At 55.4% G+C, this 13479-nt stretch carries 8 protein-coding genes and 1 pseudogene; 8 read left to right on the forward strand and 1 reads right to left on the reverse strand.

The window, feature by feature from the left end; genetic code table 11:
• The first annotated feature begins 416 nt into the window (after window positions 1-416).
• From B9T62_RS09580 to B9T62_RS40625, 4 genes and pseudogenes are all read left to right on the forward strand, one after another.
• On the forward strand, window positions 417-875 hold the full coding sequence (locus tag B9T62_RS09580) for a hypothetical protein (protein WP_087915049.1): 459 nt from the start codon (window positions 417-419) through the stop codon (window positions 873-875).
• A 209-nt stretch (window positions 876-1084) separates the two neighbouring features.
• Complete coding sequence (locus B9T62_RS09585) at window positions 1085-1984, forward strand: LysR family transcriptional regulator (RefSeq protein ID WP_087915050.1); 900 nt, start codon at window positions 1085-1087, stop codon at window positions 1982-1984.
• A 23-nt stretch (window positions 1985-2007) separates the two neighbouring features.
• Window positions 2008-2568: pseudogene (locus tag B9T62_RS40620) on the forward strand (GNAT family N-acetyltransferase); the annotation flags it as partial.
• Window positions 2569-2577: 9 nt separating this feature from the next.
• A complete protein-coding gene (locus B9T62_RS40625) occupies window positions 2578-3417 on the forward strand; it encodes a PHP domain-containing protein (RefSeq protein WP_281257764.1) in 840 nt (279 codons plus the stop codon).
• Window positions 3418-4675: 1258 nt separating this feature from the next.
• On the opposite strand, the gene B9T62_RS09595 is transcribed toward B9T62_RS40625, so the two are convergent.
• Entirely contained in the window at window positions 4676-6553 is a 1878-nt protein-coding gene (locus B9T62_RS09595) for an Rqc2 family fibronectin-binding protein (protein WP_087915052.1), read from the reverse strand.
• A gap of 195 nt (window positions 6554-6748) precedes the next feature.
• Here B9T62_RS09595 and B9T62_RS09600 point away from each other — a divergent pair, with 195 nt between their 5' ends.
• From B9T62_RS09600 to B9T62_RS09615, 4 genes are all read left to right on the forward strand, one after another.
• Window positions 6749-9565: a calcium-translocating P-type ATPase, SERCA-type gene (locus B9T62_RS09600; RefSeq protein WP_087915053.1), complete on the forward strand. Its 2817-nt coding sequence runs from the start codon at window positions 6749-6751 to the stop codon at window positions 9563-9565.
• 95 nt (window positions 9566-9660) lie between these two features.
• Window positions 9661-10497, forward strand: a complete 837-nt coding sequence (gene dapF / locus B9T62_RS09605; protein ID WP_087915054.1) for a diaminopimelate epimerase — start codon at window positions 9661-9663, stop codon at window positions 10495-10497.
• 139 nt (window positions 10498-10636) lie between these two features.
• Window positions 10637-12274, forward strand: a complete 1638-nt coding sequence (locus tag B9T62_RS09610; protein ID WP_245864405.1) for a spore germination protein — start codon at window positions 10637-10639, stop codon at window positions 12272-12274.
• Window positions 12261-13466 carry a Ger(x)C family spore germination protein gene (locus tag B9T62_RS09615; RefSeq protein ID WP_157685544.1) on the forward strand — a complete coding sequence of 402 codons (1206 nt, stop codon included), beginning with the start codon at window positions 12261-12263 and terminating at the stop codon, window positions 13464-13466. The genes B9T62_RS09610 and B9T62_RS09615 overlap by 14 nt, the downstream gene beginning before the upstream one ends.
• The last annotated feature ends 13 nt before the right edge of the window (window positions 13467-13479 follow it).

Consider the following 13479-nt stretch of genomic DNA (forward strand, 5'->3'; position numbering starts at 1 on the left):
AAGAAATCCCTCTAAAATTGCCGCTGGACCTAAGTAGTAACGTTTAAACTAATTAATAGAATATGGATTAGCTATACCTGGTGAAAATTTCCTGTAATCACCTGCAGCTACCCGGCCCATGATGCCGCGTCTGAACCGCAGCTAAGCCAAGCCGCAGGCATTTGCCGCCGAATCCGAACCATAGTTAAGTCAAGCCGTAGCATTTGCCGCCGAATCCGAACCGTAGCTAAGCCAAGCCGCAGGCATTCACCGCCGCGCTCGAACCGTAGCTGAGCCAAGCTTCAGAGAGTTCCGCAACTGCCCCTGAGACACTGCAATGTCCTGCCTCCAAGCCTCCGGGCAAGCTTGTACAACCCCCGGCAATAAGGTAAGATGACAGAAATAAGTAGCATGTTTATGGTGGAGTGTGAGCAAAGATGCGCAACAAGGGAACGGAAGGACTGGGCATGTATGAGCCTTTTTACATCATGCTGGACGAATGCAGAATCGTCGATATCGTGATTACAAGCCATGCGGGAAGCCGCTATCAGGACCGGATCAACCCCACGGGCAGCGAAGAGCCGGTGGATGCCGAGGTTGCGGCCTGGATGTGGCAGTGCTTGAGACAGAATCGTCTTGCACCCTATCTGGCAAGAGAATATAATGCCTATCTGATCGATAATGATATTGTGACGATCTGTGAGCTTAAGGAGCTGGAAGGGGAGAGCACCCTGTCCGGTGATCCGCTCTATCTGCTGGTCGTTGTCACGTTTCTCGGCCGGATCTCGGCCCAGCTGCAGCTGCGGAATCTGCGGAGCTTCTATTCCGCTCTCAGCTCTTCGCGCCGCCTGAAGCTGGCGAAGAAACGCCGCAAGCGCAAGAAGGATGGCAAGTAGGATGAAAGATCGAGTATAACCCAGAGAAGGACAGGCATGCGGCGAGAGCTGCATGCTCTTTATTGAAAAGATAAGAATGTATAGGTTTCACCTGATGCTAAATCCTTCTATTTCTCGCAGAAACGGTTACCGTCCCTAAAAGGACGGCGAAGCCGTTTCTACTTAGCAAGTATTCAAAGATTAGAGCAATCGGCAAGGAGTGGCAGAGGATGAATTTTCACCAGCTGCATATTTTTTATACCGTGTCCGAGCGGGGCAGCTTCTCGGCGGCAGCGCAGACGCTGCATATGACACAGCCTGCGGTTACGATGCAGGTGCAGGCGCTGGAGGATTATTTCGGCATCAAATTGTTTAACCGTTCCACCAAAAAAATCTCGCTCTCGGAAGCAGGCCGCACGCTGATGCCCTACGCACTGCGCAGCATTCAGCTGATGCGGGAGACGGATCAGGCGATGTCGGCCTTCACCCATATGCTGGAGGGGCGTCTGCAGCTGGGAGCCAGTCTGACGATCGGGGAATATGTATTGCCGCGTATGCTTGGGCCTTTTGCCAAGCAGAATCCCCATATCTCGATCATGATGAAAGTGATGAACACCGCCCAGATTATGGACGAGATTCTGAAGCATCAGCTGAATTTCGGCCTGATCGAAGCTCCGGTCAGCCATCCCGATATGGTGATGGAGCCGGTAATGGGTGATGAGCTGAAGCTGATTGTTCCGGCCGGACATCCGCTGGCTCAGCGGCAGCCGGTGACGCTGGCCGACGCGCTGGAATATCCGTTTGTGCTGCGCGAGCAGGGTTCGGGGACACGCAGTGTGATGGAGGAAGAACTGCTGGCGAGGGGACTTGACCCGGGGGCGATGAGAATTGTGATGGAGCTGGGCAGTACCGGCGCAGTCAAATCGGCGGTGGAGGCGGAGCTGGGGATTACGATTATTTCGGCCTCCTCCGTCAAGCATGAGGTCGCGCTGGGGCTGCTGAAGATAGTGGATCTGGCGGATGCCTCCTTCAAGCGGCAGTATTACTCGATTCATCTGAAATCCACGCTGCTGCCGATTTCGGCTGTGACGTTTTTGACTTTTTTGCGTGAACATGCGGCATATCATTAGTTAGGGAGAGGGGGAATGCGGAAGTGAGCATCAGACTGCATGGAGAACGTGTGCTGCTGCGGGACCTCACGGAAGAGGATCTGCCCAAGCTGTATTACTGGTATTATGAGGCCGAGGACCGCGAGCATCTGAACTGGGATGGGCCGTATGAACCGCAAGAGGAATGTACCTATGAGGAGTTTGCCAAAGATTATGAGCCAATTCTGGCCCAGGCGCAAACGGACATTACGCGGAGAAAGCTGATTATTGAAATCGACGGTGAGCTAAAAGGTTCGGTTGGCCGCTATTGGGTATCTGAAGTGACCAACTGGTTTGAGATTGGAATCAGCATTATGGATTCCCGCTACTGGTCCGGGGGCTATGGAACCGAAGCGTTCCGGCTGTGGATGGAGTATCTGTTTCAAAATCTGGATACCGTCCGTCTGGGGATCGGTACCTGGTCGGGTAATATTCGCATGATGGGACTTGCGTCTAAATGCGGCATGATTGAAGAAGCGCGTGTCCGCAAGGCGCGGATTGTGCGCGGTGAATATTATGATGCGATCAAGATGGGCATTCTCCGCGAGGAATGGGAGAACCGGGGGCGCTGTGATCTGCACTCGCATACCCAGGCTTCGGACGGCATGCAGCCTCCTGCGGACAATGTGCGGCTGGCCCGTGACAAAGGGCTTGGGGCGGTAGCCATAACCGATCATGACACGGTGGCAGGCATAGCCGAGGCGCTGAAGGCAGGCCGCACCTACGGAATTACCGTAGTGCCGGGAGTGGAGATCAGTACGCGTGCAGGCGGCAAGGATATTCATGTGCTGGGCTATTACATCGATCCGGCGGATGAACTGTTCCTGTCGCGTCTGGCCGGACTAAGAGATACCCGTGCCCAGCGCAATGAACTGATCCTCTCCAAGCTGCGCAGTCTAGGTATTGAGATTACCATGGAGCAGGTGATTCTAGGGATGGGGCGCGAGCTGCAGCCGGATGAGAGTATCGGACGGCCGCATATCGCCGATGAGCTGGTACGGCTGGGAGCGGCTGAGGATATGCGGGACGCCTTCAACAAATATCTTGCCGAAGGAGCAGCTGCGTTCGTCTCGCCGCTGCGGATTGCACCGCAGGAAGCCTGCGAATGGATACTCGCTGCCGGGGGTTCGCCGGTGCTGGCTCATCCGGGGCTGTACGGGGATGATCTGCTGGTGCGCGATATCCTGGAGAAATGCCCGCTTACAGGGATTGAGGTGTACCACTCAGATCACGGCCCTGCTGAAGAGGAGCGTTATCTTGCATTGGCAGAAGAATACAAGCTGGCGGTCACCGGTGGATCGGATTTTCATGGCGCCCGCCAGGGTGTGGTTTTTCACGGCGATCTGGGCAGTGTCACGGTTGGCGTGGAGGTACTGGAGCGCCTGAAGCCACAGGGGAGTACAGCGAACAGGTAAGCAACTGCAGCCATTGTGTAGTCATGCCCACGGGGAGAAAGCGTATATTGCTTAGGTCCCAGAACGACCTGGTGTCGATGACAAGGCTCGGTGGCAATAGTTAAACAATATAAAAGGTTAAAAGGCCCATCTAGATGCTGAAGTGCATCTGAATGGGCCTTTTGTACAGTCTGGGAGAGAATAGACAGCTGGATGACAGCTCTAAATGCGATGCTGTAAGAGACATGAAACTGATCTGCTTGAGCTTAGCTACAGCTCCTCACACTTAATCACACGCGGGATGTCTAGCGGCTAAGCTAGGCACACTCTCGGTCACTGCTTCGGACTGACTATGAGTATGATAAGAAGCTGAAGAATTAGCACAGAGATGCTGCTGCTAAGTTCAAACCCATACTTTAGTTGCAAAAGTGCAACTAATTGTCCGATTTTTATCGTTTTGGAGAAAATAAGTGCAAAAAGGCATCTAATTTTGGCGTTTGGTCCAAATAGGACGGATTTACGCCAGATTAGTTGCAGATTTGCACTTATTCACCCGCTTGCTCACGATTCGGCCGAAATTAGTTGCACTTTCGGTTACTACTTAGGTCCCTGCGAGGGTATAGAAGGTTTACTTGCGAAGGTTAGGGGATCGCGCTACCTTAACCCAAACACTCCCCCCTTCAGGTAACCCACGTCCTAGCGGACCGTATAGCTCCTATTTCCGCATTCCTGTGCTGGTTTGGAGTCTAACGGACCGCATAGCCTCTATATTGGAAAAACAGGCCCTAACTAGTGGGTTTTTGCCTGAATAGAGGCTCCTGAGTCCGTTAGACCTGCAAAACAGCCTTTTTACAGCAAATAGAGGCTCCTGAGTCCGTTAGTAGTCTGAAATTTAAGTGCAGGTTACTGGCGATGGCCTTCATTTGTAATTCTTAGCCTCCTTGTCGCGCAGTGTTGTATGACAGGCTCGGACGAGGAACACATGGAACACAAGGGGGCTCTTAAGTAGTAACCACTTTCGCATCTATTTGCGCTGAACGTTCCCAACACACTCAGATCCTGGCTAGGTGCTATTCAGCAACCAGTTTCGCAACTATACAAGATTAACTTAAGAATGAAGCAGTGGAGCTGGAGCTGGCAGCAAGCCTGGTGTATAGAGCTTCCTGACAACTCCGAATGTTCGGAGCAACCTGATCCGCAGCTTTAAAGCCAGCCAGCAAGCAAGCAAGCAGTAAGCAGCAAGCAAGCAGCAAACGGGTCCGCCGGCCACCACAACGTTCTATTTATAGCTGCTAGGCAGCCGTCTGATCAAGTCTTCGTCCGGCGTTACGAACAGAGTCTTCTGATGGTCGTAGATTACGAACCCCGGCTTGGAGCCGCTGGGCTTGCGCACATAACGGATCAGGGTGCAGTCAACCGGCACACTGCTGGACTGCTTGGCCTGGCTGAAGAACGCGGCCAGCTGGGCGGCTTCCTCCAGGGTGGCGTCGCCGAACTGCTCGCTGCGGATTACGACATGGGAACCCGGAATATCCTTGGTATGCAACCAGGTGTCATTCGGCGAGGCCAGACGGTTGGTGACATATTCGTTCTGCAGATTGTTTTTGCCGACATAAATGTCGATGCCTTCAGAAGAAGTGAACACCTGGAGTATCGGCTTGGCCGATTTTTTCTTCTTTTTGGTTTTTTTGCTGCGGTCGCGCAGATAGCCCTGGGTTACCAGCTCGTCGCGGATCTCCTCGATATCGTGCAGGGAAGCATGGGCTAGCTGCTGCAGCAGGCTCTCCATATAAGCGATTTCCTCATGAGTTCTGGTCAGCTGCTCATCGATTACGCGCAGACTGTTCTTGTATTTGTTGTACCGTTTGAAATAACGCTGGGCGTTGTCGGACGGACTGAGCAGCGGATCAAGCGGGATCACAATTTCGGCCTGGTTCTCATCGTAATAATTGACCAGCGAAGCCGATTTGTCTCCCTTGGAGACGGCATGCAGGGAAGCGAACAGCAGCTCGCCCCAGATCCGGTAACGCTCAGCATCCTGGGCTTCATCCAGATCCTTCTTCAGGTTGGTCAGCTTCTTGATGTTCTTGCTGCGCTCATTGCCGAGGAAGCGGATCAGGTCGCTTACGCGCTGCTTCACGGTATCCCGCTCGGCCTTGTCCCCGTAATAATCCTCCATGCACTCGCTGATGGAGCTGTATGGCTTTGCGTTCTCCTGAATCTGCAGCAGCGGCACCGCCGAGAAAATCATCTTGCCCTTGCTGCTCGGTCCCGCCACCGGTGTGAACCTGCACGCGCGGACCGGCTCCATCACGGTATCGAAAGCTTCCCAGAGCCGGAGGGGGAAGTCCTCCCCAAACGGACCGTCATAGGCGCCTCCCGATTCCTTGAAACGCAGCATGATCTCGCCGGCGATCAGCGGACTCATGCCGCTGAAGGCATGGACCATCCAGCCGACCGGATTCCCTGAGGGAGAAGGCCCGCCGGAGCCGTCGGCAGGCTGCTCCTCCAGGCTCTTCAGCAGATTGGCTAGCTCTCCCTCGATAACCTCTTCAGGCTCCGATTCTTCTTCAGCGCCTTCCAGCAGAGCCGCTTCCTCGGCTGCGGCAATCAGCTGGACGAACTGCTCCTTGCCAACCGCCAGCGGATTCAGCTTATGCTGCTGCGGCGGCTCTGTGTAGGACACGCCAGGCATAACCACGCGGTAGCTGCTGATGGATGGCGTGACATGATGAATGCCGTCGATAATGGTGCCTGTGGCCTGATCGGTAAGAATAATATTGCTGTGACGGCCCATCAGTTCGATGATGATCGTTTTGGCGGAAAGATCTCCCAGCTCATCCCGGCTCTTGATGCTGATATGTATTATCCGCTCCATACCGACCTGGGTGATGCTCTCAATGGTTCCGCCTTCACAATGCTTGCGCAGCAGCATGCAGAACATCGGGGCGTCCGAAGGATTCAGACTGCTGCGTTCAGTCAGATGCAGTCGCGGGTAAGTTGGGTTGGCCGACAGCAGCAGCTTGCCGCCACCGAAGCCACGCAGAATAAAGATAAGATCGTGAGTGCTTGGCTGATATATTTTGCCTATTCGCGCACCTGTAAAAGCCTGCAATTCGTGCACGATAGCGCGGGTTACAATGCCGTCCAATGCCATGTTACAGCTCTCCTGCCTTCCTTGAAATAAAGTTCTTGCCCCTCTATGATGCCACACTTGGGGACATTTGCGCAAAAGCGGCAGTCCGGTTGCAGTGATATTTCGGGACGACCCTGAATACACTTGGTCTTGAACAGGTGGAAAAGCTGTGCGCCGCCGGAAGTCAAGAAACGACCGGGAGGGGAAAGAATAATTATGGAACAAAAAAGTTGGCACCGGCTCGGTGCAGAGGAGCTGCAGGAACTATTCAAGGTTCATCCGACAGCAGGCCTGAGCGGAGAGGATGCCGCAGAGCGGCGCAAAGAAAGCGGGCTTAATGAGCTGTCGGAAGGCAAAACGGTCTCGCCGCTGACCCTGCTGCTGAATCAGTTCAAGGATTTCATGGTGCTGGTGCTGATGGGTGCGACGCTGGTTTCGGGGCTGCTGGGCGAATACCTGGACGCCATCACGATTATCGCCATTATTCTGCTCAACGGAGTGCTGGGCTTCGTCCAGGAATTCCGCGCCGAACGTTCATTGCGCGCCTTGAAGCAGCTGTCCGCGCCTACGGCAAAGGTCATGAGGGCAGGCAAAAGCGAGGTGATTGCAGCCAAGCTGCTCGTTCCGGGGGATATTGTGCTGCTGGAGAGCGGGGACCGGATTCCGGCCGATGTGCGGTGGCTGCAATGCAGTGCGCTGTATGTGGAAGAATCGGCGCTCACCGGTGAATCGCTGCCGGTTTCGAAACATTCGCAAGCCATCCACGCTGAGGAGATCCCGCTTGGCGATCAGAAGAATCTGGGCTTCATGGGCACGATGGTGACCCGGGGAACCGGACGGGCCATGGTCATTCGAACCGGAATGAATACGGAAATGGGCAAAATCGCCGATCTGATTCAAAATACGGACAGCCAGGAAACGCCGCTGCAGCATCGGCTGGAGCAGCTGGGCAAAATCCTGATCTATGTCTCGCTTGGCTTGACGATTGTGGTAGTCGCCGCCGGTATTCTGCATGGACAGCCTGCCACAGCGATGTTTCTGGCAGGGGTGAGTCTGGCCGTGGCTGCCATTCCCGAAGGGCTGCCTGCGATTGTGACCATTGCGCTTGCGCTGGGTGTGCAGCGCATGATCAAACGCAAGGCCATTGTCCGCAAGCTGCCTTCGGTGGAGACGCTGGGCTGCGCTTCGGTTATCTGCTCTGACAAGACAGGCACACTTACCCAGAACAAGATGACTGTAACCCGGCTCTGGACCGCAGGCCGTGCGCTGGAGGTGACGGGTGAAGGGTACGCCCCTGCAGGACATGTGCTGGAGAAGGGCAAAGCAGTCGATTTGAAGAATGACCAGAGCCTGCGGCGGATGTTGCAGATCGGGGCCTTGTGCAGCAATGCCGAGATTATTGAGACCTTGCCTCAGGAAACGAGAGGCAAGCGCAAAGGGAAGGATGCAGGCAGCGATACGGATATGGCAAGCCAGAGCGTGTGGGAACTGAAGGGCGACCCCACCGAAGGCGCCCTGGTAGCTCTATCGGCCAAGATGGGGCTTACCTCGCAGTCGCTGGCCGTCACTTTTACGCGGGAGCGTGAATTTCCGTTTGACTCGGAGCGCAAGCTGATGTCCGTGATCGCCGCCCATCCGGGCGGGCGGATGGTCTGCACCAAAGGCGCGCCGGACGTGCTGCTGGGACGCTGCTCCTATATGTTGTGGGAAGGCGTGGTGGTGCCCTGCACTCCTACGCTGCGCCAGAAGGTGCTGGATGCCAATGAGCAGATGGCATCAGGCGCACTGCGTGTGCTGGGCATGGCTTACCGTGAGCTGCGTTCGAGCGAGAAGGCGGACAGTGAGCAGGATGCCGAATGCCAGCTGATCTTTGCCGGTCTGGCCGGCATGATCGACCCGCCGCGCCGCGAAGTGCGGGATGCGATCAGCGTTACCCGCAAGGCGGGGATCAAGACGGTGATGATCACCGGAGACCACGGCACGACCGCCGAGGCCATAGCCCACCAACTCGGGATTCTGCAGCGCGGCGGCACGGTGCTGACCGGAAGCCAGCTGACCCGGATGAGCGACGACGATCTCGACAAGGTTTCGGACAGTGTGTATGTGTATGCCCGTGTGTCCCCTGAGCACAAGCTGCGGATTGTGAAGTCCCTGCAGCGGCATGGCCATGTGGTGGCAATGACCGGGGATGGGGTCAACGATGCGCCGGCCATCAAGGCGGCGGATATCGGCATCTCGATGGGCATCACCGGAACGGATGTAACCAAGGAGGCCTCTTCACTCATTCTCGCAGACGACAACTTCTCTACGATTGTGGCTGCGATAGAAGAAGGCCGCAACATCTATGAGAATATCCGCAAGTTCATCCGGTATCTGCTGGCCTCCAATGTTGGAGAGATTCTCACCATGTTCTTCGCAATGATGCTGGGTCTGCCGTTGCCTCTGGTGCCGATCCAGATCCTGTGGGTCAATCTGGTCACGGACGGGCTGCCAGCGATGGCGCTGGGGGTGGACCAGCCGGAGAAGGATCTGATGGAGCACAAGCCGCGCGGAGCCAAAGAGAACATCTTCGCCCGCCGCCTCGGCTGGAAGATTGTCAGCCGCGGCCTGCTGATCGGCCTGTGCACACTGGGCGCCTTCTGGCTGACCCTTCGGGTTACGCCTGATCATCCGGCCCAGCTGGTGCGTGCCCAATCGGTAGCCTTCGCCACGCTCGTAATGGCTCAGCTCATTCACGTCTTCGATTGCCGCAGCTCCCGTTCGGTCTTCCACCGCAATCCGTTCCAGAATAAATATCTGGTACTGGCTGTGCTCTCCTCAGTGCTGCTGATGCTGGCCGTGATGTATTTCCCGCCGCTTCAGCCGGTCTTCAAGACCGTGCCGCTGGTGTTCCGCGAATGGTGCCTGGTGTTTGTAATGGCCGGAATTCCGACCTTCCTAATGGGTGCCGGCAGCGTGTGGAGCGGCAAACGCAGCAGAAACCGCCGCAGCGGCAGCAGCCGGGTGATAAAAAGTACAAAAATTTCAGCATAAAGTCAATAGCATTGGCTCACTCCTTAAGGTATGCTAGCTCTACGGAATGAACTTAGCAAACCTTGAACTTACCAAACCTTTAGGAGTGGACCCCAGTGGAATTTACGAAAATGCATGGACTCGGGAATGATTTTATCGTCGTTTATGGCGAGCAGGAGCTGCCGGCGAACGCGCCGGAGCTGGCGATAGCCCTCTGCAACCGGTTCTTCGGTATCGGAGCGGACGGACTTGTCTACATCCTGCCGTCAGAACGCGGAGATTATATGATGCGGATTATGAACTCGGACGGCTCGGAAGCCGAGCAATGCGGCAACGCGATTCGCTGCGTATCCAAATATGTGTATGACCGGGGCCTCGTCAGCTCGGAGCAGATTGTTATTGAAACGATCGGTGCCGGTGAGCAAAAGGTTACGTTGAAGGTGAACGACGGGGTTGTCGAGACCGTTACAGTTGATATGGGCGAGCCTGTGCTGGCTGGACTGCAGATTCCGGTCGCCATCGATGCGGAGTCTGTGCTCGACCAGACGATTGAAGCGGATGGCAGAGAGTTCCGTTTCACGGCCGTCTCCATGGGCAACCCGCATTGCGTGATCTATGTGGACGATGCCGTTACCTTTGATCTGGCGGCATGGGGGCCGAAGCTTGAGGTGCATCCCCTGTTCCCGCGCAAGGTGAATGTTGAATTCGCCACGGTTCGGAGCCGCAGCCATGTCGACATGCGGGTATGGGAACGCGGAGCCGGACCCACCCTGGCGTGCGGAACCGGTGCCTGTGCAACGCTGGTCTCCTCGGTGCTGAACGGGCTTACCGACCGTGCGGCCAAGATCAGCCTGAAGGGCGGCGATCTGGAGATTGAATGGAATGAAGCCGACAATCATGTGTATATGACCGGACCTGCAGAAGTGGTTTACACAGGTACCGTCTCCATCTAGGGAGTTCCCAAGACACAAGAAGCTATGACGAAGCAGATATTCTGCTGCGGCCATAGCTTCTTTTTCTATGTCCATGGCGAATAATGGCAAAGCAGCGGGCAAATACTAACGTGAATTCTCTCGCGGAAGGAGTGGTGATGTGATCAAGAATCCGTATTCGGGCAAAAGAAAAGCTGGTGCTCCCGGCGATCCAGCAGGTGCTGTAAGCTTCAGCCTTACCGGGGATCTGGCGCAGGATCTGGACAATATAGCGAACGAGCTTGGCAACAGTCCGGACCTGAAGATCCGTAAAGTCTGGGTAGGCAGCTCCCGCCCGGTGCAGACCGCTGCCATTCATCTCAGTGCGCTGGCGGATGCGGAGACGGTGAACGAATTCGTAATTGGCTCGCTGCTGCGCTGTACAGCAGAACTTGACAGCATGGACAGCTCGCAGCTGCCGGCACTGCCGGATTTCATCATGAACCGCGTTCTGGAGGCCGGAGAAGCGGAGCGGCAGGATGACTGGAAGGAGCTGCTGCTGGCTGTTCTCTCGGGCGATACGGTCATTCTTGTAGATGGCTATGCACAGTCCATAATATGCGCTACCCGGGGCGGGGAGTGGAGGTCGGTCAGCGAGCCTACCTCGCAGCTGGTGGTGCGCGGGCCTAAGGACGGTTTCGTCGAATCTGTAGCCACCAACATTTCGCTTATCCGCCGCAGGATCAGATCGCCCAAGCTGCGGCTGGAATATACCAAGATAGGCAGCGTAACCCAAACGCATGTGGCCTTAATGTACATACAAGACACAGCCAGCGAGGACTTGATCCGTGAGGTCAGGGAGCGGCTGCACAAGATCAGCATTGACGAAGTGCTTGAATCCGGCTTCATAGAGGAGCTGATCCAGGACAAGACCTTCACGCCGTTTCCTACCCTCTACAATTCAGAGCGGCCGGATGTGGCGGCGGGAAATCTGCTGGAAGGCCGGGTGGTGCTGATTGTGGACGGGACGCCATTTGTGCTGATTGCTCCGGCGGTATTCACGCAATTCTTCCAGTCCGCAGAAGATTACGCCCAGCGGTTTGATATTGCCATTCTGATGCGGCTGGTGCGCTATATGAGCTTTGTTGTGTTGATCCTGGGTCCTGCCGCCTATATTGCGCTCACTACCTACCATTATGAGATGATTCCGACCACACTGCTGATCAACCTGTTGTCCCAGCGTGAGAATGTACCTTTTCCGGCTTTTGTCGAGGCGATAATCATGGAGATGACCTTTGAGATCCTGCGGGAGGCAGGCGTGCGGATGCCGCGGGTGATCGGGCAGACGGTTTCGGTTGTGGGGGCGCTGATTCTTGGACAGGCTGTGGTGGATGCGGGCATTATCACTCCGATTATGGTTATCGTGGTCGCACTGACCGGTATCGCCAGCTTTGCCATCCCGGCTTACAATATAGCGATTGCCGGACGGCTGATCCGGTTTGCTTTTCTGCTGCTGGCCGGAATGTTCGGTTTCTTCGGCATCACCCTGGGTCTGATTATTCTGGTTGCCCATATGAACAGCCTGCGCTCTTTCGGGGTTCCCTATTTATCACCGTTTGTGCCGCTGTCCGTCAAAGGGCAGAAGGACACCCTGCTCCGATTCCCAATCTGGCTGATGAAGCCCGATAAGTCGCCGCAGCAGATGATGAAGGAATTGCCCTTGTACATGAAGGTTACGACAGGCAATGAATCCGAAATTGCACCCTCCATCCGTAAGAAATCGGAACAACAGGGAGAGAATCCGTATGATGAGCAATAAGAGCCGGCTTGCTCTATGGCTGACGTTTCTCCAGCTGACGCTGCTGTTGACAGGGTGCTGGGACAGCGTTGAGCTGAACCGGCGGGCGATCGTATCGGGTGTTTCCATTGACAGAGGGCCGACCGAAGACACGAAATATAAGCTGTCCTTTCAAGTAATCGTCTCCGAAGAGATTTCCGGAGAGAATGCACGGAGCACCTCACCGGTTGCCTTGTACACCGGCAGTGGCCGTTCGATGTACGAAGCGCTCTCTAGCGCCTCCAGCCAGACGGCACGTTTCCTGTCCCTGGGGCATATCCGCGTCATCGTGATTTCTGAGGCTTTTGCCCGTGAGGGCATCAAAGATATTATGGATGTACTGGAACGGGAAAGTGATATGCGGCTGACCAGCCTTATTTTTATATCGCATGGCCAGGAGGCGGTCCAGACTATGTCAACAATGACTGTGTTCAGTAAAATCCCTTCAAATGATCTGGTAGAGAAACTGGATACCACCTCCAAGCTATTTGGGTATAATTTCAGAGTGGAAGTGGATGATGTGGTCCGGGGCATTCAGATGAATGGAGGTGGGCCGATCATAAACGGGGTCTATGTCAGCGGGAATCTCGAGAAGGCAGATTCCAATGATAATGTAAAGACGATTGCACCGCAGTCCATTCTGCGCATCGCAGAAATTGCTGCCTTCAAGGGGGACAAGCTCAAGGGGTGGCTGGACGGCAGTACTGCGATCGGAACCTCCCTGCTTCATAACACAATCAGGCAGTACCCTGTGCTGCTGGAAGAGGGCGGAGGTTATAGCGCCTTCAGTATCTATAAGTCGCAGGTCAAGGTGTCGGCCGAAGGCGGTGACGCAGAACATCCGGTCATCCGCATCAAGGTTACACAGCAGGCGGCGTTGAAGGAATCTACGAACGGCAAGGATCTGACCCAACCCCGGGTGCTCACCGGGCTTGCCGATCAGCTGACAGCCAAGTGCCGCAGCCAGATCGAAGCAGCGATTGCAGCCGCACGGAAGCTGGAAAGTGATTATCTTGGATTCGGCGAGGCGGTGGAGCGCAGCCATCCCCGCGGCTGGAAGAAGGTGAAGGACCGCTGGGATCAGATTTTTCGCGAGTGTGAAATTGTGATTGAGGCGGATACGGTCATCAGGCATACCGATATGCGCAGCAGAGCTTTTGAGATGAACCGCTGAAGGTGAGCAGGAA

Origin of the sequence: Paenibacillus donghaensis (assembly GCF_002192415.1) — a bacterium.
Lineage (GTDB): Bacteria > Bacillota > Bacilli > Paenibacillales > Paenibacillaceae > Paenibacillus_AQ > Paenibacillus_AQ donghaensis.